The following is a 21,842-nucleotide window of genomic DNA, read 5'->3' as shown; positions in this document are numbered from 1 at the left end:
TACAATATACCAGAATTTATCTGGATTTTCACCACAGAAATATTTTGTAAATATTTCAGAATAGTTTTGAATTCATCTGTTTTATTGTATATGATACTTTCTTAAGGTATAATGTTTTCAGTGTTATAGAAGGAGGATTTTTATGAAAACAAAAGATTATGAAAAACTTCAGCTGCTTGAAAGCAAGGCGACTGAAAAACTAATTAAATATATAAACAATCAGGAAGAAATTAAATATATATACGATAGAATGTTGGGACTATATCCTTTTCTCCAGGAGGAAAGCTCAAAGCTTCCCTTTAATATCTGGCTTTGCTGTGACTACAGAGACAAGGATAATATGACTTTTGCAGAAAGACTTATCCTCGAAGATATGAGCATGTCACCTGAAGAGATTGAAATCTTAAGGGAGAAGACAGCTTCATATGTTTCCCTATTTCAGATTAGATCTTTTGAAGAGCCATATGTCATTGTTACGGATGTTCTTACGCAAGAAGATCACAGACTTCTTGAACCACAGGTTTCCTATGTCCTTAAGGAGGATGACTATCTTCTTTCAAGACTTGGAACAGTCTTGGGTAAAAGTCGTATGATAGGAGAGGTAAGTTTTGTTCCAAAATCTGTTATTCACTCATTTATTCGAATACTGCTGAAGGATTTCAACAAACTGGATGAAAATAAGAGATTTGAAGGTGCAAAGTCATATCTAAAAAATGACGCGCTAAAAATCTATGATCTCTTTTATCAAAGTGCATACAAGTACTTTGATCCCGAAAGTGAAGATTTGATCCCAATTTATCAGGAACTTGACGAGTTTGAAGAATATCTTTCCACAAAAAAAAGCTCTGCTGAAATAGAAAAGCATCTTACAAATATGATTGAGCTTTACGAGTACTATCTAAGTGAGGAAGCCTACAGTTTCAAGGACCTGGACAAGATATCTGTCAGGGATATGCTAAGCGATGCGATTTATGAGAAGTTTGTAACATCCGGACTGATATTCAACAGTTATGTCAGCACTCTTAAGGCTTATCTTGGATACAAGTCAAAAATTTCAAATAGATATCAGGAAGCTAATGATGAAATCCTAGAGATAAGCAAGGAAAGATTCCATTATCTAAAGGAGATATTAAAAAGAAACACCATGGCTCAGGGAGATCCATTGCTGTCTCTCCAGATGAAAGAATATGAGTCTGATTCAATAAGCAGCTATATCAACGATTTTGACAGATTTCTACTATATATCTTTGATAATCCACTTCAGCTCACAGAAAAGAAGCAGCATATTAAAAAGGCAGACCAAAACAATGTAATCGATTTTCTTGAAAAGGAATATCTGCTATTTTTCAGCCGACCAGGACAGATGAAGGAACCTGTTATCCATTTCTTCTTCAATATGGGTCTTAGACTTAAAATCCTGAAGATCAGAAAAAATATTCTGTCGGTTACGGGGAATGCCTCCGAGTACCTAAGTATGTCAAAGGAGGATAAACTTACCCTTCATTTGCGAGGATTCTGGAGCCAGGATACCATGAAGGAACTTCTACAAGTAGACTCCAGAAAATCAAGACAGATTATGAAGATACTTCTTCAATCTGTAAAGAAACTAGAAGAAGGACCTGTTACCAGAGAGAATCTTCCAATTATGGAAGATATTGATAGAGATGACCTGTATTTATTGATAAGATACATGACATTTATGGGTATATTATCAAATGAAGGCTTTAATAGACTTATATCATTCACTTCAGCGGGAAGAGTAATCGCCCCGCATCTGGATGAATGGAGCAAGCCAAGAAAAAATAAAGTAATCAACATTGGACAGTATACTAAAAGAAACAAGGAGGAAGGCTATGGAGAATCTAAGACCGGAGGACTTGACGAAATTTAAGTTTCTATCAGGTGTGGACCTATCACCTGATGGAAAAACATGTGGATTTGTAGTTCATACTGCTGACGAGGAGGAGAACAAGTATAATTCCAATATATTTGTTTGGGACGAGCACAATGGAGCTAGACAGCTTACAAGTACCGACTCGGAAGGGTCATTTGTATGGAAAAACAATGATCGACTGCTCTTTCCTTCCTTAAGGGACAAGAAAGATAAGGAGAAAAAGGATAAGGGTTATCCACTAACAAGCTTCTATGAAATCTCAATCAACGGTGGCGAGGCTAAAAAGGCTTTCCAAGTATTTCTTGATGTTTCAAAAATTGAGTATCTAGGGGACAACAAGTACATTCTTCTAGGATCGTTTGACAAGAGACTTGGAGATGTTCAGGGTCTTGACGAAGATGTAATTGAAAAGAAGATCAAGGATATCAAAAAAGAAAATGAATTTCAGGTTTTGGATGAAATACCCTTCTGGGCAGACGGAGGAGACTTCACCAACAAAAGAAGAACCCGCTGTTATATATTCGATAGCAGCAATGGAAAACTGACTTCTGTCACTGATGAATTTACAAATGTTGAAAGCATTGCAGTTAATCCATCAAAGGACAGGGCACTTCTTGTAACCTCTTCCTTTACAGATAAAATGAGTACCAGTAACCAGCTCTATCAGCTTAATCTCGTGGAAGAAACCTGTGAAAAGATTTCGCCGATTTCAGACTTTAACTACTATTATGCAGATTATATTGATGACAGGATAATATTTGTCGGAACGGATATGCTTACCTGCGGAATCAACGAAAATCCGCGGATATTTGTTACTGAGGACGAAGGTCTTAGCTTTGTTCGAATTGCAGAGCCTGACTGGTCCTTGTGGAGTTCAGTGAATTCAGACACTCGATATGGAGGAAACAGAAGCTACAAGGTTTCTGGTGAGTATCTCTACTTCTTAAGCACAAAAGAATATAATTGTCATATTTTCAGAATATCCCTTGATGGCAACCTTGAACAATTAAGTATCCATGATGGATCCGTCGACGGTTTCGATGTAATTGAAGATAAGATTATATTTGTTGGCATGAGGGATCTCTATCTTCAGGAGCTTTACAGGTTGGATGATCAGGAGCATAGATTGACAAACTACAATGACTGGGTGATCCAGGATAGAAAATTATCAACACCAATGGTACTATCATACAATAATGATGAGACCAACTTGACAGGCTGGGTTCTTAAGCCTGTGGATTTCGATAAAAACCTTAAATATCCAGCAATCCTGAACATACACGGTGGTCCCAAAACAGTCTTTGGAGGAGTTTTTCACCATGAGATGCAGCTATGGGCCAATCAGGGTTATTTTGTATTCTATATGAATCCAAGGGGAAGCGATGGCTATGGAGATGAATTCTCAGATATTCGTGGAAAGTATGGAAATATAGACTATGAAGACTTGATGCTGTTTACAGACAAGGTACTTGAAACCTTCCCATCTGTTGACAGGGAAAATATTGGTGTCACAGGTGGATCCTACGGTGGTTATATGACAAACTGGATTATCGGGCATACCAAAAGGTTCAAGGCTGCAGTTTCACAAAGGAGTATTTCAAACTGGTTCTCATTTTTTGGAACATCAGATATTGGTTATTACTTTGCCGAAGATCAAGTAGGTGCAACTCCGTGGGACAATTATTCGGTTTTGTGGGATAATTCACCCTTAAAATATGCTGATAAGGTTGAAACACCAACACTTTTTATCCACTCAGACAAAGATTACCGTTGCTGGATTCCAGAAGGACTTCAGATGTATACAGCACTTAAGTATCACGGTGTGGATTCACGAATGGTAGTTTTTAAAAATGAAAGTCACGGCCTCTCAAGGGAGGGAAGACCTCAGGGTAGGCTTCGGAGACTAAATGAGATTCTAGAATGGTTCGCTAGACATTTGAAAAAATAACCCCGAAATAAACAGGTGATTATATGGAAAAGTTTGCAAAACATTATATTACAAAAAAGCCAATTATGGTTCTGGATCAGCTTGTATATCGATTTGGTGAAAACAACGTTCCAGGAACAGGTGCTCAGCTCACTTACTTTCTAATCTTATCCTTGTTCCCTTTTCTTATGGTTCTGCTTAATATCATAAGCTATACTCCACTGGGTCAGGAGGATGTTGTAATGAATATGATCCGGTATATGCCCACAGATATTCAGGATATCATAAAGACATTTCATGAGGATGTTGTAAGCTCAAGCTCTCAGGGGTTTCTATCAATAGCAGCCATTGCGGCACTCTGGACTGCCTCTTCAGGAGTGAAGGCTGTGATCAGAGCAATAAACAAGGCTTATGACTACACCGAGAGTAGATCCTTCCTAAAACTCAAGGGTTTGAGCCTTTTATTTACGATAATATTGGTTTTTGTGATAATAATTGTATTTATATCACTGGTTGCCGGAGAACTGATTGGAACATTGATATCTGATTTTCTTGGGATAGAGGATTTGTTTATAACCCTTTGGAATTACCTAAGGTTTATCATACCTCTTTTGTTTATGATTTTTACATTTGCCATGCTTTATAAGTACAGTCCAAACATACGAAACAGACACACCGTTCCTTTAAAATCCACCTTGCCAGGAGCAATATTTGCAACTCTTGGTTGGATTATTCTATCATTGTTGTTTTCATTCTATGTATCCAACTTTGGTAATTATGCAGTAACCTACGGAAGTCTGGGCGGGGTAATAGTGATGCTTGTGTGGTTGTTTATAAGCAGTATTGTAATAGTACTGGGTGGTGAGCTAAATGCAACACTTGAAGCCCTTAAAGAAAATGATTTCAAGCCTATCAAGGAGAGAAGTGTATTGATGGGATTTATGAATAAGGACAAAAAAAATAACTCAGCCTAGGCTGGGTTATTCAATTTTTGTTGAAGTAAGAGTCAGAGCCATGACTTCAGCCGCACCCGCCTCAACAAGAGTCTGGCTGCATATCTTTAGTGTACTTCCAGTTGTAAATATATCGTCAATCAGAAGAATCCTTTTATCCTGGATTCTTTCTCTTTTTTTAACACTGAAAGAGTCAATGAGATTCCTCTTTCTTTCATATGCTGAAAGGGTATTTTGTTCTTTTGTCCATCTAGATTTAACAAGACAATCCTTAAGAACATTTTTCTCCATCTTCATAGCTATTGGTTTTGCAAGAAGATAAGCTTGATTATATCCCCTGGTCGCTTCTTTTCTCCAGTGTATTGGCACAGGAATTATTATGTCAAAATCCGTAAGATTATTGTGACTTATTGTCTCAATCATATATGAATGGAATGGTCTGTAAAGATAGCTTTTATCTTCAAACTTAAACCGGTGAATTGAATCCTTAATAAAATTATTGTAAAAAAATGATGAATAGCACTTTTTTATATAGGGACTGTCAATTTTAAACTCCTTATGAATTTCCTCGATTCTGGATCTGCATTCGGTGCACAATGAGTGTTTTAAATTCCTTGATTCATCCATGCATATATAACAAAAGTTGTCTTTCGGATAAAGAAGTCTATCAATCAAGAAAGCTACCTCCCTGCGAATCCATACTTAAGAGAAGATTAAGATATTCGCGCATTTTTATGTCAAGGGATGAATATCTTTCTGTAATAAGATTGTTTCTTATCATCTGGTTCAAGTACCTGTGATGACCAACCAGTACCACCAAATCCCTTGCTCTAGTTATTGCAGTGTAAAGCAGATTTCTGGTTAGCAACATGGGGGGACCCGAAAAAACCGGTATAACTACCGCAGGAAACTCACTTCCCTGGGATTTGTGTATTGTTGTGGCATATGCAAGCCTCAATTCATCCAGTTGAGTAAATTGATATTCCACTTCCCTGTCATCATCAAAGACAACCTGCAATGTACCCTCATCCTGGTCTATCGATTGAACATAGCCAAAATCACCGTTAAACACACCTTCGCCTTCTTCTGTCCTAAAGCCACCCTTCCTAATGATCCAGGAGGCCTTGTAGTTGTTCTTGATCTGCATAACCTTGTCGCCTTCTCTGAAAAGCTCATCTCCCATAGCTTTTTCATTCTTCTTTGGAGATGGAGGATTTATTGCTTCCTGAAGTGCCTTGTTTAGGGCAGTAACACCGGCATCACCCTTTCTCATTGGCGAAAGCACCTGAATATCCCGAATGGGGTCCAGGCCATAAAAATCAGGCAGTCTGTTTAGACAAAGCTGAACTATTGTATCTCTAACCTCAAGACCACTGTCTTTTGACATAAAAAAGAAATCCTTGTCCTTTATATTAAGCACAGGTTTTTCACCTTTGTTTACAAGATGAGCATTTACAATTATCATGCTTTCCTCACCTTGCCGAAATATCTCATCCAATATTACGACCTTGATTACACCTGAGTTTATGATGTCTCTTAAAACATTCCCTGCACCTACCGAAGGAAGCTGGTCCACATCTCCCACAAGAACAAGTCTTGTCCCTGGCTTAATGGCTCTAAGAAGCTGATTCATAAGTAGAATATCAACCATTGATGTCTCATCCACAATTACCACATCTGCATCCAGAGGCTCTTCCTCGTTCTTATTGAATTGAAGATTATCATCCTGGAATGAAATTTCCAGAAGTCTATGGATTGTCCTTGCCTCTCTTCCTGTGGTTTCTGTAATCCTCTTTGCTGCTCTTCCCGTGGGAGCAGCAAGCAGAATCTCCTTCTTCTCTGCTTCCATCAAGGCAATTATTGCATTTATTATTGTGGTCTTTCCCGTTCCGGGACCACCTGTAATTACTGTTACCCCGTTCTGCAAAACGCTTTGGACAGCATCCCTTTGCTTCTTTCCAAAGGAAAACTCCTGACTCTTTTCAAGATTATCAAGCGCCTTATCCATATCAGCTACAATTTCATCCTGCTCAACAAGGCTCAGTTCCACAAGAACCTTCGCAACACTGTTTTCAGCCATATGATATGGCATATAGTAGACTATCCTTTCATCTCCACTTTCCACAAGATGAAAGCTTTTACTCAATAATAGAGAGGTTAGCGGGTCCTTCAGATTCTCTGATTGGATTTGCAAAAGAATCGCTGCCTTATCAATAAGCTCGCCTTCCGGGAGATAGCAATGTCCTTCACCTGCTGCCCTGGTTAAAACATATTTTAATCCAGCCTGGAGTCTGTGGGGTGAACTCTTCTCCAGACCAACTTTTTCTGCAATTTCATCGGCAGTCCGAAATCCCATCCCATGAATATCCTCAGCAAGTCTGTATGGATTTTCACGGATAACCTTCAATGTTTCAGTCCCGTACTCCTTGTAGATTTTCATGCTCTGGTTCGGGCTGATATTAAATTCCTGAAGTGCAACCATAACTTCACGAACTTCCCTCTGTTCGTCAAAGGATTCCATTATAACCTTGAGTTTTTTCTTGCCAATTCCTTCAATTTCAAGAAGTCTATCAGGATAGTACTGAATTATATCAAGAGCCTTTTCACCAAATTTATCAACTATTCGTTTAGCTGTCTTAGGTCCGATATGTGGAATCAATCCTGATCCAAGATAATTCTCGATACCCTTGGTAGTTGTAGGCATGATGGTTTCCATGGACTGGAACTGGAATTGCTCACCAAACTTGTTGTGATAAATCCATTCCCCTTTCAAGAGTACCGCCTGGTCATTCTGTATGTAGGGGACCTGACCTACGAAGGTAATGCTCCCATCAGATGTATACAGTCTTCCGACAGTATACCCGTTGGATTCATTTCTGTAGATTATATCCTCAACAATTCCCTGTATTTCCACATTCTCACCTTCTTTCTCATTATTTCCATTATAACAAGAAATCCCCCCAATATACAATATTGTATATTGGGGGGATCAGTATTATTACGAATAGGAAATTTCTACTTTGATTGGATCATGAAATTTTCATACATGAGTATCGTAAAAAGCTCCCTTTACTTACATCAGATGTTTTTTTATTTCAATGCCTTTTTAAGAGCTTCAGCTTTGTCTGTCCTCTCCCACGTTAGCTCGACATCCGTTCTACCCATATGTCCATAGGCAGCCAGTTGTCTGTAGATTGGTTTTCTAAGGTCAAGATCCCTGATTATTGCAGCTGGTCTCAAGTCAAAATTATCCTTAACCAATTGTGTTATTTCTTCGTCGCTCAGTTTTCCTGTTCCAAAGGTGTCAACATTGATTGAAAGAGGATGCGCAACTCCTATGGCATAGGCAAGTGCTACTTCGCATTTATCTGCAAGTCCAGCAGCTACAATGTTCTTGGCAACATATCTTGAAGCATAGGCAGCGGATCTGTCAACCTTTGTAGCGTCCTTCCCTGAGAAAGCTCCACCACCATGTCTTGCATATCCACCGTAGGTATCTACGATAATCTTTCTTCCTGTAAGTCCTGCATCACCCATAGGTCCGCCAACAACAAATCTTCCAGTTGGATTTACATAGATCTTTGTGTTTTCATCCATCATTTCTTCAGGAATAATTTCGTTTATTACATACTTCTCAATGTCTTCTCTTATCTGTTCCAAAGTAACAACAGGGCTGTGTTGAGTTGACACAACAACATTCTCAATTCTAAATGGCTTGTCATCATGATATTCAACAGTAACCTGCGTCTTTCCGTCTGGTCTTAGGTAATTAAGAGTATCGTCTTTTCTTACCTCTGAAAGTCTTCTTGACAGTTTGTGAGCCAGTGATATAGGAAGAGGCATCAATTCTTCCGTCTCATTGCAGGCAAATCCAAACATCATACCCTGGTCTCCTGCACCTGTCTTGTCCATCTCGTCTTCGCTTAATTCCTTCTGTTCAAGAGCCTTATCAACTCCCCTGGCAATATCAGGTGATTGTTCATTGATTGATGTCAGCACTGCACAAGTGTCTGCATCAAATCCATATTTTGCTCTTACATAGCCAATGTCAGCTATTGTCTTTCTTACTATTTTCGGAATATCTGCATAGCAGTTAGTTGTAATTTCTCCTGAAACAAGTACCATTCCAGTTGTTACCATTGTCTCACATGCTACTCGGGCTTCAGGATCCTGCTCAAGGATCGCATCCAGTATTGCGTCTGATATCTGGTCACAGACTTTATCAGGATGCCCCTCTGTTACGGACTCCGATGTGAATAACCATTTTTTCATTTTTTTCCTCCTTAAAATTAAAAAAACCTTGTCGTCAAGACAAGGTGAGCTCACACTACACCTCATCTTCCAGAATCACATTCTGTAGGATTTAGCACCTGTTAAACAGGTTGCCGGGCTTCATAGGGCCTATCCCTCCACCACTCTTGATAAGGTAATCAAGATATTTATTTTCACTAAGTGAAATAATAGCACAACGGAGTATGGTAGTCAATTGTTTTTTGATCAAATATTATGTTCAGCATGTTGACTTTAGGCAGCTGTGAATATATAATGATATTTGCAGGTTCCAAGAAAGACAAAAACAATTTTAAAAAAGCTCTTGCATTTTAAATGAAATTGCATTATAATTAAGAAGTTGACAAAAAACGTCGGGGTGTAGCGCAGTTTGGTAGCGCACGTGGTTTGGGACCATGGGGCCGGGGGTTCAAATCCTCTCACCCCGACCATCAGAAACGCTGGAATTTAACTATTCCAGCGTTTTTTATTTTTTTGATATCTATAAAATTGGTCAAAATTCCGACCAAAATCTGACTAATGAAGAAAAAAAGCAAAAGGAACCGTCCCCGATGCTTTTTTATATAGAAAAAACTCAATTTTCACTTTCTTTTGTATAGACATATTTTTTTTGATATAATGGGTTTTAAGAGTGATATTAGGCTATCTGAAAGATGAGCTAATGAAATAATATTTTGCAGATCTTTATAAGAAATTGAGTAATATGCCTAATTAAAACATTACTAAAAAAGGAGGATACAAGAATGAGTAAATATCTTATACTTTATAGACATGGAATTGCAGAGGATAAAGAATCTGCTGAAGAGGATGATTTAAGAGCACTTTCTCCTCGAGGGAAAGTTCTATTAAAGAAAAGTGTCGCAGGCTTCAAAACAATGATCGATAATTATGAAACTTTGAAAATTTATTCCAGCCCTACGGTTAGAGCAAAAGAAACGGCTGAAATGTTAGCGGAGGAATTAGATCTTGATGAGCCAACTTACCTGGAGTTTCTTGCTACAGGTAGTGGTGTCAGTAGACTTAGAGAGCTTGTGGAAGAAATTGAACCTGGTGAAGCTGCAATTGTGGTTGGGCAACAACCCTACCTTTCATTATGGAGTCAGGAAATTTCTGGTACTTTTCTTCGCTTCAAAAAGGGAACCGCAGCCTGCTTTAAATTCCCTGATGAAGAGTTAGGAGAAAGCAAGGTTGAACTAAGATGGTATCTGCAGACTCGTGACTTTGTGAAAATTGCCGATAAATAACAATTATGGAAACGATGAATTTAAACCTTTCATCGTTTCTTTTTTTTTGACATTTGGAGATTTAGATCAAAATATGACTTTGAAAAAGCAAAAAGGAAAAATCAAAAAGAACCGTCCCGAATGATTTCCGAATGATTTGATTTCAAAAATACAACCTTGTAATCTCATAAATTACAAGGTTGTCATTTCTAGTGTTTTATTATTTAAACCACTCTACTTATACATCCGGATAATTGTCTTATTCTCTATTTTTTATCCTAATCCCTAAACCTAAAAACAAGCTACCTGCGAGATAATATAGAACTGCTGGTATTGCTCCAGTTCTAGGTAGAATCGGAATCATAAGAGGAATCTCCTCCTGGGCTTCAATGATTTCAGGCTGTTCAAGCACTGGAAATGCCTTTGGAACTTCTTCGCTTATTTCCAAAATTTCTTCAGGCTCTTCAGGATTATCCGGTCTGTCTTGCCTATCAGGCCTGTCAGTGTCTTCTGACTCATTTGAATCAGTTGGAGGGTTATCTGGTTTGTGCTCCGCTATGAAAACCCATCTAACCTCTACAGATTTACCCTGGAACTCGTTTCCTGTTTCAGCTCCTGGTAGGTAAACAGTTGCCTTTAACTCCTTGTCGTCACCTGGATACAAGAAACCGAGACTAATATTCGATTGTGCAAAATCTGCCATTGATCCATTATATATTTCATCACCGTCATACTGTATTGTTAAAACCATTTGCTTGAAGAGGTCTGCTTCACCTTGAGATGGTGCTTTACTTACCCTCTCTGTTCTCATAAACAGCTGAAACCTGTACTCCAAAGAGTTATATATATCTATCTTGGCTTCGTTTGTATCACCTGGATTCATATTTGTTAGATTGAATAGGCTCGTACCACTTGGATCCACTTCTAGACCAATATTGTTGCCTATTATCTTGAGGTTCTCTGCATAGGAGGGGTTTATTCCAAATGTTGTCATGGCTCCCATTATCAATGCGAATACACCCAGAAACATCATGGATTTTGATAGAAACCTTTTCATTTAGACCCCTCCCTCTGCTTAGTGTAACTCTTTTACTTGCATAAAGGCGGTTGGACCGCCTTTATGCAAGTATTGCTTTGATATTTCGATTCCTACAACTTAGTATGCATGTGACTTATCTTACTACTTCTTCAATTACATCGGCTATTTCTACAGCACTATCTTCACCTATTGGAGCTGCTTCAGTTTCCAATATAGCTGCCATTTCAGCTTCTGTAGCTTCTGAAACTAGACCTTCTGCTACTTCATCTGATCTTACGATAGGATAATATACTTTAACTCCCCAACCATTTAGCCATGGTGCATGATTGGATGCTTGAATACCTTCTGCCATTACCTTGATGTCAAATCCCTTTCCTTGGTAAGTGTTGTCCATTAATGGTCCACTGAAACAAATCTTATTCCATGCAAACAAACCGGTAGTACTTTGACCAGGATTCAACACTTTTTTGTAAACAAAGTATCCATTTTTCTCGAACCAGTCAGAACCAATTGAAGACATTACGGGAGCAAGACTTAATCCACCTTCAAATGCCATGTCCTTCTTGATTCTAACTACCGCTCTTTTAGTTCCTAAATTCTTTACATACACTTCCTTGAAGTAGCAGTCACCTGGGTTAACATTTTGTGCCATATCTGGACAGAATCTGTCTATTAATACAATGTCCAGTGTTCCAGCTTTGAATTTGTTGATTTTTAGTGGTGTGTTATCAGTGAACCAAGCAAATGTTCCACCTGCAATAAGTAATACCACCAACAACATACTGGTTATAAAAACCACATTACGTCTTTTCACTTTTCTCTCCTCCTTTTAATTAAATTATGGTTGCCGCAGCCAGGCTGCCATGACATAGAGGCCCTTTAGCTTTGCGTCCTCAACTTTCGCTGAGTTTGCTAAACGTTATATATTAACGGAATCCTATTTCAGTCTGGGTTAAAAAGGTAGGCTATCAATGCTCCATACTTCTTTCCAGGCCTCGTTCGTAGTTTGGACTCCTTCTGCAACAACTTTAAGTGTCAAGATTGCGCCTTCATATTCAGGTGTTAATTCACCAACAACAATACTTTCGATTAGATCAGTAGTCATCTCACTTACTCCCAATGACCCTTTATAGTAACAGTATCCATCCTTCTCTATCCAATAAGAACCATTTATATCAATATCTACGTTTGACACAGATAAAGTTTGGTTACTCCACTTAGGGATTAGTCTCACTCTTACATAGCAATCACTTAATCCAATATTCTTGACACTGATATTGTCTAAACCATTTTCAATTACCTCTACTTTAATTATCCCCATTTCACCCTTAGTTAAGGAAGCCTCTGGGCTGGATGTAAACCAAGCGAATGTCCCGCCAACTACCATTATTGATATTAACAGTATGGCTGAGAAAATAATTAGTCTGTTTTTCATATACACCCATCCTTTCCTTAAGCCTCTTTTGGTTTTCTTTTGAATATAAGCGGTGTTATCAAAGCTATTATACCGACAGATATAATAAATATAATCCCCTGGGTACTGCTTAAAAACCTAAATGCATACCCAATATATGGTATTGAAATGACAACTATTCCTATGACGTTTTCTCTTTCAACTGGCATTGCATCCTCTGTATTATTTGCATCACCCTGTGTTATAAAGTACTCGTTGTTGGGACCAATTTCCACGACTCTATGTGTCACTCTTGTTCTTGACTCAGCACCATAATAGGTTAATATATCACCCATTTCTATCTGGTCTGGCGTACTTTCATTTACCACAATAAGCGAGTTTGCCTTTAATGCAGGTTCCATACTCCCGCTATCAACAACATATAATCTATTTCCAAATAATGATGGTTCCATCCCCGTCAACCTTGATTGTGCTGTTATCAATATCAGAAACGCCATTACCAGCATGAATATTGCAAACAGTATGTTAGATAATATTTTTAAGGATTTATTTTCTTTCAGCTCTGTCATGGTCATTCCTCCCTTCTACACCGAATCCAGTGGTAACTCTTCTGAATCTTTAGGTTCAGTTATTTCTTCTGGTTGTGCTTGTGTATCAGGTTCTTCAGTTCCTTCATCTAGAAGTTGTGTGTCGACTTCATCCTTTGATTCTTCTAAAGGATCATCAGGGATAATAGCCTCTGGCTCCATATCAATTTGTTGATTGGCCTCTTCCTGTTCTACAAGAGGTTCAGATTCTAGGGTAGGCTCCGATTCTGTGGTTTCATCCTCAGTGATAGTCTCAACTGGGTCAGAAACCACATCTTCAACCGGAGTTGCCTCTGCCGGAACTGTTTCCCCTCCTGGTTGTTCAGTTTCCTGCACTTCGACCAGGACAATTAATGGTTTCATATCTAAATATATTTCATCGCTTCGTATGTCCACATCACTGAACTGAAGCTCCATCTTTCCATAATCAATATCTTCACTGTCAATTTCCATTATATTTATTGTTTGAGAATCAGAGTCAGAGAACCATCCAGTGTTCTCAAGGATATACTCAACCGATACCTCTCCATTGAGACTGCTGGTGGTAAGGCTGATTATTTCCTCAGAGTTAACCAATCTGAAATTCATAGACTCGAGCGGTGTAATCTTATACTCACCAATAAAAAGATTCCTTAAGGTAACAGTATCTGATTCTCCCAGCTCAACGTAACTCATAAAATTGTCTGGTCCTTCGATAAGTACTGTGAATTCCTGATTCGAAACAGCTTCCCCCTTGACACTATTTGTTATGGTAATTGAACCTCTAGGTATTTCAACCGAAACAACAAATCCAACTTTTCCACTGAATCTTTCACCATCACAAACTGCAGAAATATCTACAGTATTTCCAATGCTTTCCAACCTGTTGTAGTCATCTATTCTATATTTTCCTGTAATAACAACCCTATTACCTGCTTCAAGATAACCGATTTTCTCATTCACACCCATATCATCCGATACATCTAAGTCCTCTATTGGATCAGTACCATTGTTCTCAATTGATATGTCATACTGAACAAGGTCTCCATTCGTATAATTCTCTCTGTCGGGTTCAACACCTATATTTAAAGATATATATCGCGGTATGGTTTCTTCTACAAATACAGGTTCAAGGATCGTTGGCTCCAGAATTGTTGGTTCTCCTACGATCGCATCCTCTACTACTGGTTCCTCTACTACTGGTTCTTCTGCTACCGGTTCTTCCACTACTGGATCTTCTGTTACCGGATCTTCTGTTACCGGTTCTTCCACTACCGGTTCTTCCACTATCGGTTCTTCCACTACTGGTTCTTCCACTACTGGTTCTTCCACTACTGGTTCTTCCACTACTGGTTCTTCCACTACTGGTTCTTCCACTACCGGTTCTTCTACTACCGGTTCTTCTGTTACTGATAGCTCTTCTCCAAAAGAAACTGTCCCCATGGAAATGATCATGGAAAGCGTAACAACAATTACTGTTATCATTTTGATTTTTCTTCTCATGAAAACCGCTCCTTTCATGTGTAACTATTTTGTAACTTTTGTTGTCACTGGATATATACCTACATGGATGTCAACTCGATTACATCTTAATTACATCTTAATTTCACGAATCAATCATAAAAAAAAAACCCTGGAATATCTAGATTCCAAGGTTCCCACTATGTAAAACTTTTTTATATTTTTCTTAGTTTAATGTTTAAGGCTATATTTTCATTGCTGATAACATTCTGAAAGCAGTTTTGAATTCTTTCAATTACACACTTAATATCGCACTCGCCGGATGCTTTTAATAGTATCAGCGCCTGGTTACAGTTCCATTGAGCAAGAACATCCCCTTTCCTGAGATTGTATTGCATAGAATTGATTAATTGCCTTGTATTCTCTTCAAAATTATTCCCATCATTTCTGACCACCCCGAAATGATCAAGTGTAAGAATCCCTAGAAAGACATCCCATTTTTCTCTTTCCAGCAAAGACTTTTCGTAATTATATATAAATTCAAACTGTTTCATATCACAAACCAATGCACTACCTCGATCATTATTGAGATGCAAATCATTGCTTAAGGAATCCATGTGAATAATTGAGTTGTGATTATTGTGGTTATTGTGGTTGTTGTTTATCTTAACTCTCTTGTAGAAATCTTTCATCCTATCACTTGGGGATTCGCCAAGTTCCCTATAGAGTCTTGTGGTACAGTAGCTATAATGATTGATTGCAGATTTGTTTTCTCCCAAAGCTTCCAGGGCTTCCATATAGTAAATATGTAATATCTCTTCATAAGGCTTGTATATAATTGCTTCTTCACATATTGTTAAAACTCTATTGAACAACCTGTTGTTCATAAGATACTGAAGATACTTTGTAAGGTTTTTAATATATAATCTGTCAAACCTGTTCCTTACGGGAATCAACCATTCCTGGTCCCCAAGCTCCCCTAAGTAGCGTCCTTTGTATAACCTTACTATCTCTTCACAATTGTCATATTGTTCGGCAGTCCCTTGAATTTCTTCTCTTTGAATGCATTTCTGCATATAGATAAAATCCACAAAACAGTCAATGCTCAATTTAAATATGTAATAACCATCAATAAAATCTATACTAAAAAAGGGCACAACTCCGTAGGTCTCCAAAGGGAACATTCCCCTGACCCTGGAAATCTGTGTCCTAAGTGCATTAAGTGGCTCCGCATATTCATCCTGCGATAAATCTTCAATAATATCTTCGGGAAGCAGTTTTTTTCCTTCAAACGTTAGTAGATACTTGAATAATTTTATTAACCTATGTTTGCTACCTATGGATTGCAAAATCGATACGTCATTGAATCGAATGTCGAAATTACCCAAGGTATATATTTCGACCATGTCCAGGCACCTCTGACTATATTTTACCCTGTGTTTTGTTCAATAAACATGGTCCCGAAATTGTTTAGATAATAATACTTAATACATTCGTAACAGGATTGTAACCTACCACTACCTTCCTCACTATATAATAGAGCTAATGATGCATAAAGGAGAGGAGACATACATGAAGATTAAAAACATTATTGCTTTAGGCTTAATTACAATATCAGTAACACTTTCAAATCCTGCAGCGGATGCAACTGCAATGCCTACAACCATTCACGAAAAGATCCAAACAACACCCGTCTCATCAGGTGTGGTCCATGAAAGAATCGAAAGATTTACACTAGGTGGCTGGTACAATATCAATGTACTGAGAATTGACCTGAATGATCAATATACATCGCTGGGTTCCTTATACCACCGGGATGGTCTTTCATCAAGAACTACTGTTAGAGGGCTGGTTGAACAAAGAAATGCTGTTGCCGGTATTAATGGTGACTTCTACAATGCAAACCCAATACCATCATCACTGGGAGTTCTTGTGGATAATGGAAGAGTATTATCTTCACCAAATAATCTGCCAACATTCTTTACTACTAGAGACAACACGGCATATATTGACTATTTCAACAAGAACATGACAATCACTAATTACAATACAGGTAATGTACTTAACATTGATACTGTCAATAAGCTCCATGCTGAATTTATTACCATCACTCTGCTGAATTCAGACTGGGGAACGAAATCCATTGGTGCAAGATTCAGAAATGATCTTCACGAGGTTCTTGTCGTTGATGGAATGGTTATGGAAAGAAGAACTGGTGGAGATGCTTTTGACATCCCTGTATCTGATAACTCATATGTACTATCTTCAAAAAGCTCAAATCTTCTCCTTTTCAATCCTGGAGATAAAGTCCAAACGGATATCAACATATCACCGGATATGGAGTCCATTAGATTTGCCATCGGTTCAGGAAGCATAGTCCTAAGGGACGGGCAGGTAACAAATACCGATTTAAATATCTCGGGAAATCAACCAAGAACGGGTCTTGGCATATCCAGAGATCAAAAGGAAGTTATTATGGTAACTGTTGATGGACGCGACACCTACTTCAAGGGAACCACTCAGGAAACTCTGGGAAACCTGATGATGGAACTTGGAGCTTATAACGGAGTTAACCTTGATGGTGGTGGTTCAACCGCTATGGCCATCAAACCCATCAATCAGGCCGTAGCTGAATTTGTCAATAAACCTACAGAACAAAGAAATGTAGTAAATGGAATCGGAGTATTCTCAACAGCGCCAAAAGGTGATATTGAGAGAATGGTTCTAGCTGTCAATTCAGAGTACGTATTCTCAGGCAGCACGACTAATTTGAAAATTCAAGGATATGATAAAAACAACAACCTTTACACAATCGATCCAGCCACTGCACAATGGTCCGTATCAAATGGCATTGGTAAGGTTGATGGAAGTACCTTCAAAGGAGTTTCACCAGGAAATGGAGAGATTAATGTCACTTATTACGGGGTTAATGCAACTGCTTCCATTAGGGTCTTGAATCCTCCTGTAGAAATAAGAACTGATCTTGAAAGCATATCTCTTTCCCCAGGCGGAACAAGAACTATCGGTTCGATTATTGGGGTTGATGAAATCGGCCGCGAGGGTAAGCTGGAAATGTCACAGGTAAGCTTTAGAACAATCGGAGATGTTGGAACAGTAAAGGACGGAGTTTTTCTAGCATCCTCAAGACCGGCTTCAGGTGCCTTGATAGTGTCTTCTGGAAATGCTTCAAAAGCAATTCCTGTATCCGTTGGAATTGTTCAGACTCCAATCACTTCCTTCGAAGAGAAGATGGATATTGGATTCTCAGGATATCCAGCAGATGTAAAAGGATCAGTCCAGGTTACAGATGAATCATTTGATGGAGAAAAAGCCATTGAAATAATATATGACTTTTCACAAGGAACTAACACCAGGGCAGCATATCTTGATTTCAAATCAACATCCAAAGGTCTCTTACTCCAAGGATCTCCACAGAAGCTTGGATTAACCGTACTGGGTGATTCTTCAGGAGTATGGTTAAGAGGAACTGTAATTGATTCAAGAGGAAACTCTTATATAATTGATTTTACAAAATCAATGGATTTCAATGACTGGAGATATTTGGAAGCTCAGCTTCCAGGAAATATATCATATCCTATAAGCCTGCAAAGAATATATGTTGCAGAAGTTAATGCAGAAAAGTTCCCTACGGGCAGAATAGTTATTGATGACCTGAAGTCATTCTCAACATTGCCAGTTGATATGTCTTCGGTACCTACATCAACCCGGGTACAGGATCCACTTCATTTGCCAGCTGAAAGCAGTGGCGTAAAAGTATCAATATACAGCGAGCCTAAAATTTCGGGTAATACACTGCTTGCAAAAGTAGTATCTTCTCACAGGCTAAAAGGCCTTACAGAATCCTTGTCCGCATCAAGTATTGGTGTGCAGGTTGGTAATATGACAAGTGAATTCAAAAGCGCAATATCGCACACTTCCACTATTAACGGTGGCAGTACCTACGGGAAGGCTCAGGCTGAAGGGGTATATGTAATTAATCTTCAGGCTCACGCAGATGGTATTAGAGCGGCAAACGGCAATCAGTGGGTTCAACTTGTTTCAGACCTGCAAAATAGAAGTGAACCCAATATAATTATTTCTGTATCAAGACCTGTTTTCGGACCAAACGGCTTTAATGATAAAATGGAAGCAGATTTGTTCCACGAGCTAATGGTAGAACAGATGGAGAACGGAAAAAATATATTTGTAGTTCAAAGTGATGGAGAAAATAGCTACACCCTGAAGGATGGAGTGAGATATCTTACTCTAACAGGAGCTAGCATCAGTACTCCTGATGACTTCTCAAATTATTCCTATGCTGAATTTATTGTAAATGGCAACAACATAACATACCAGGTGAAAACTCCTTACAACTTTAAATAAATCAAGGCAAACTAAAAAAGATCCGTTGCAATTTTAAATTGCAGCGGATCTTTTTTATCTAAATCTTGATCTGTCTGTTTCCTTCATTGTCTTTTCCAATACTTCAATTGAATCAAGTGATTTCCCTGTTCCTATTGCTACACACTCCACAGGGTTATCTGCAAGTCTTGTGTCTATTCCCGTTCTTTTCTGTATAAGCTGATCAAGACCATATAGCATTGCCCCACCACCAGTCAGATAAATTCCTGAACTACTTATATCTGAGGCAAGCTCCGGAGGTGTTTTTTCCAATACTTCGTGCACTGCTTCAACTATCTCGTTGACCGGTTCACTCAAGGCTTCCATCATGTCGATTGATGAAACTTCAATATTAAGAGGTAGACCAGTAAGAAGATTTCTTCCCTTGACTTCCATAAACTTTTCCTCTTCATAAGGATATGCGCAGCCGACTTCCATCTTAAGCTTCTCTGCAGATCTTTCACCAATCATCATGTTATATTTTTTTCTGATATATTTGATTATAGCTTCATCACACTCGTCTCCTGCTGTCTTGATTGATTTACTGACAACGATTCCACCAAGGGAAATAACAGCAACATCAGTTGTTCCTCCTCCAATGTCTACTACCATGTTTCCATTTGGCTGAGTGATATCCAACCCTGCTCCAATAGCTGCTGCAATTGGTTCTTCAATGAGGTAGGTTTTGCTTGCACCTGCTTCGTTGCTGGCTTCCATTACAGCCCTTTTCTCAACCTCGGTTATTCCACTGGGTACACAAATAATAATCCTTGGCTTAAGCCACATTCTCCCCAGTGCTTTCTGAATGAAATACTTAAGCATCCTCTCTGTTATACTGTAATCCGAAATAACTCCATCCTTCAATGGTCTTATTGCCACAATATTCCCCGGTGTTCTTCCAAGCATCTTCCTGGCTTCTTCTCCCACTGCAAGGAATTTATTGGTATACTGGTCAATTGCAACCACAGAAGGTTCCTTAAGTACTATTCCCTTGCCTTTTATATAGACAAGAACACTTGCTGTCCCAAGGTCAATCCCAACGTCAGATCTTAATGCAAACATACGCTTCCTCCTTTACTATTTTTTCAAACAAAAACAGAGGGTCCCCAAATAACGGTTATATTTTGTCTTCATAGCAACCCACTGTTGTATACTGTTTATTATCATCTAAAAGGTCTTTCTATAGATTATTGCTCCTAGATTACTGAACTTCTCCTCAATTCCATCATATCCTCTATCAATATGATAAATGTTTCCAATTTCAGTTGTACCATCTGCAACCAGCCCTGCCAATACAAGTGCTGCTCCTGCTCTAAGGTCTGAAGCTTCTGCCTTGGCACCTTTTATCTCGTCGACTCCCTGGATTATTGCTGATCTTCCTTCTATTCTTATCTGAGCCCCCATCTTTCTAAGCTCTTCAACATGCATAAATCTGTTTTCAAATACAGTCTCCATTACGGAGCTTGTACCTTCCAAAATTGTCATCAAGGCCATAAATTGAGCCTGCATATCAGTAGGAAATCCTGGATAAGGAAGTGTTTTAATGTCAATTGCTTTCAAGTTATTATTTGCAATCACCCTTATGCTGTCTTCTCCTTCTTCAACTGTGCAGCCTGCTTCCCTAAGTTTTGCTATTACAGGTTTTAAGTGGGAATTTATTACATTGTCAACCAAAACATTTCCACCACTTATTGCAGCAGCTACCATAAATGTACCTGCTTCTATTCTATCAGGGATTATTTGATGATGTGCTCCTCCCAGCTTCTTGACTCCCTTTATTTTTATTGTTGATGTACCCGCACCTTTTATGTCTGCCCCAAGTTTGTTGAGGAAGTTTGAAAGGTCTACGATTTCTGGTTCCATGGCAGCATTATCTATTACTGTTTCACCTTCTGCCATTGTTGCAGCCATCATAATGTTCTCAGTTGCTCCCACTGAAGGGAAATCAAGATATATTATATCTCCAACCAACTTGTCTGCATAAGCTCCAATATCTCCATGGTCAACACTTATCTCTGCTCCGAGGGCCTTGAATCCTTTTAGGTGAAGATCTATTGGTCTCGATCCTATTGCACAACCACCTGGCATGGAATTCTTGGTTTTTCCAAGTCTTGCAAGGAGTGGACCCATTACAAGGAATGATGCCCTCATCTTGCTCATTAGTTCGTATTTGGTTTCATAACTGTTGATATTTGAAGAATTAATCTTAAGTACGTTGTCCTCCAGATACTCAACCTTGCTTCCAAGGGACTCCAGCACTTCACACATAAGCTGTACATCTTTCAAATTTGGAACATCCTCAAGAACAATGTCCTCTGTTCCTAAAAGTGTTGCAGCCAGTATGGGTAATGCTGCATTTTTTGCTCCACTTATTCTTACTGTGCCCTTTAAAGGTGGGCTCTTCTCTACCAATATCTTTTCCAAAAAATCTCCCCCTATACGATGCGAGAATCAACTTCAGTGCTATCTATCTAAATACAAATTTTAAATTGTCTGAATTTACACAATTCCACTAACTTCTACATTATATCATTTATATTAAAAAAATGCATCATAAAACACTCCATTTTCAATGTTTTGGAGTGTTTTATTCTTATTGTCCATTTCCTGGCCTATTTTACTCTGATGTCAAAACTAATGTGACAAAACATCCAATGTTATTATTAAAAGCCGA

At 38.6% G+C, this 21,842-nt stretch carries 16 protein-coding genes, 1 tRNA gene and 2 riboswitches; of the genes, 6 read left to right on the top strand and 11 right to left on the bottom strand.

Translation table 11 applies throughout. The annotated features are described in order from the left end of the window. Positions 1–142: 142 nt before the first annotated feature. Genes ACOEN1_RS03955 through ACOEN1_RS03945 form a run of 3 tightly spaced genes read left to right on the top strand, consistent with a single transcriptional unit; the run spans position 143 to position 4,795 of the window. Positions 143–1,891: a hypothetical protein gene (locus ACOEN1_RS03955; protein WP_422485136.1), complete on the top strand. Its 1,749-nt coding sequence runs from the start codon at positions 143–145 to the stop codon at positions 1,889–1,891. After that, a complete protein-coding gene (locus ACOEN1_RS03950) occupies positions 1,854–3,842 on the top strand; it encodes a prolyl oligopeptidase family serine peptidase (RefSeq protein WP_422485135.1) in 1,989 nt (662 codons plus the stop codon). The genes ACOEN1_RS03955 and ACOEN1_RS03950 overlap by 38 nt, the downstream gene beginning before the upstream one ends. A 23-nt stretch (positions 3,843–3,865) precedes the next feature. Beyond that, on the top strand, positions 3,866–4,795 hold the full coding sequence (locus ACOEN1_RS03945; RefSeq protein ID WP_422485134.1) for a YihY/virulence factor BrkB family protein: 930 nt from the start codon (positions 3,866–3,868) through the stop codon (positions 4,793–4,795). 6 nt (positions 4,796–4,801) lie between these two features. On the opposite strand, the gene ACOEN1_RS03940 is transcribed toward ACOEN1_RS03945, so the two are convergent. The 3 genes from ACOEN1_RS03940 to metK form a co-directional block, all read right to left on the bottom strand. Then, positions 4,802–5,449, bottom strand: coding sequence for a ComF family protein (locus tag ACOEN1_RS03940; protein WP_422485133.1), 648 nt, complete (start codon positions 5,447–5,449; stop codon positions 4,802–4,804). Then, entirely contained in the window at positions 5,442–7,688 is a 2,247-nt protein-coding gene (locus ACOEN1_RS03935) for an ATP-dependent RecD-like DNA helicase (protein WP_422485132.1), read from the bottom strand. The genes ACOEN1_RS03940 and ACOEN1_RS03935 overlap by 8 nt, the downstream gene beginning before the upstream one ends. A 176-nt stretch (positions 7,689–7,864) precedes the next feature. Further along, positions 7,865–9,046 carry a methionine adenosyltransferase gene (gene metK, locus ACOEN1_RS03930; protein ID WP_422485131.1) on the bottom strand — a complete coding sequence of 394 codons (1,182 nt, stop codon included), beginning with the start codon at positions 9,044–9,046 and terminating at the stop codon, positions 7,865–7,867. Positions 9,047–9,105: 59 nt separating this feature from the next. After that, positions 9,106–9,202: riboswitch (SAM riboswitch) on the bottom strand. A 216-nt stretch (positions 9,203–9,418) separates the two neighbouring features. Between metK and ACOEN1_RS03925 the strand changes: the two genes are divergently transcribed. After that, a tRNA-Pro gene (locus ACOEN1_RS03925) sits at positions 9,419–9,495 on the top strand. Positions 9,496–9,807: 312 nt separating this feature from the next. After that, positions 9,808–10,308 (top strand): SixA phosphatase family protein, encoded by a 501-nt coding sequence (locus ACOEN1_RS03920; RefSeq protein WP_422485130.1) that lies wholly within the window; start codon positions 9,808–9,810, stop codon positions 10,306–10,308. A gap of 238 nt (positions 10,309–10,546) precedes the next feature. Here the strand turns inward: ACOEN1_RS03920 and ACOEN1_RS03915 are convergent, their stop codons facing one another. The 6 genes from ACOEN1_RS03915 to ACOEN1_RS03890 form a co-directional block, all read right to left on the bottom strand. After that, complete coding sequence (locus ACOEN1_RS03915) at positions 10,547–11,344, bottom strand: hypothetical protein (protein WP_422485129.1); 798 nt, start codon at positions 11,342–11,344, stop codon at positions 10,547–10,549. Between the two features lie 115 nt (positions 11,345–11,459). Continuing rightward, positions 11,460–12,140 (bottom strand): TasA family protein, encoded by a 681-nt coding sequence (locus ACOEN1_RS03910; RefSeq protein ID WP_422485127.1) that lies wholly within the window; start codon positions 12,138–12,140, stop codon positions 11,460–11,462. A gap of 31 nt (positions 12,141–12,171) precedes the next feature. Further along, a riboswitch (cyclic di-GMP riboswitch) is annotated at positions 12,172–12,250 on the bottom strand. A 28-nt stretch (positions 12,251–12,278) separates the two neighbouring features. Then, positions 12,279–12,761 carry a hypothetical protein gene (locus tag ACOEN1_RS03905; protein ID WP_422485126.1) on the bottom strand — a complete coding sequence of 161 codons (483 nt, stop codon included), beginning with the start codon at positions 12,759–12,761 and terminating at the stop codon, positions 12,279–12,281. 17 nt (positions 12,762–12,778) lie between these two features. Then, complete coding sequence (locus ACOEN1_RS03900; protein ID WP_422485125.1) at positions 12,779–13,309, bottom strand: signal peptidase I; 531 nt, start codon at positions 13,307–13,309, stop codon at positions 12,779–12,781. 15 nt (positions 13,310–13,324) lie between these two features. Continuing rightward, positions 13,325–14,809 (bottom strand): hypothetical protein, encoded by a 1,485-nt coding sequence (locus ACOEN1_RS03895; RefSeq protein ID WP_422485124.1) that lies wholly within the window; start codon positions 14,807–14,809, stop codon positions 13,325–13,327. A 173-nt stretch (positions 14,810–14,982) separates the two neighbouring features. After that, complete coding sequence (locus ACOEN1_RS03890; protein ID WP_422485123.1) at positions 14,983–16,173, bottom strand: bacterial transcriptional activator domain-containing protein; 1,191 nt, start codon at positions 16,171–16,173, stop codon at positions 14,983–14,985. Positions 16,174–16,339: 166 nt separating this feature from the next. On the opposite strand from ACOEN1_RS03890, the gene ACOEN1_RS03885 reads away from it, so the two are divergent. Beyond that, the gene (locus ACOEN1_RS03885; RefSeq protein WP_422485122.1) at positions 16,340–19,150 is read left to right on the top strand and encodes a phosphodiester glycosidase family protein; all 2,811 of its coding nucleotides are present in this window, start codon (positions 16,340–16,342) and stop codon (positions 19,148–19,150) included. A gap of 54 nt (positions 19,151–19,204) precedes the next feature. Here ACOEN1_RS03885 and ACOEN1_RS03880 read toward each other — a convergent pair whose 3' ends face one another. Then, on the bottom strand, positions 19,205–20,230 hold the full coding sequence (locus ACOEN1_RS03880; protein ID WP_422485120.1) for a rod shape-determining protein: 1,026 nt from the start codon (positions 20,228–20,230) through the stop codon (positions 19,205–19,207). Between the two features lie 105 nt (positions 20,231–20,335). Continuing rightward, positions 20,336–21,592 (bottom strand): UDP-N-acetylglucosamine 1-carboxyvinyltransferase, encoded by a 1,257-nt coding sequence (murA, locus tag ACOEN1_RS03875; RefSeq protein ID WP_422485119.1) that lies wholly within the window; start codon positions 21,590–21,592, stop codon positions 20,336–20,338. Positions 21,593–21,842 lie beyond the last annotated feature (250 nt).

Origin of the sequence: Gudongella sp. DL1XJH-153 (genome assembly GCF_049310905.1) — a bacterium.
Lineage (GTDB): Bacteria > Bacillota > Clostridia > Tissierellales > Tissierellaceae > Gudongella.
The sequence above is the reverse complement of the archived record's forward strand: the minus strand, read 5'-3'. Positions and strand labels throughout refer to the sequence as shown.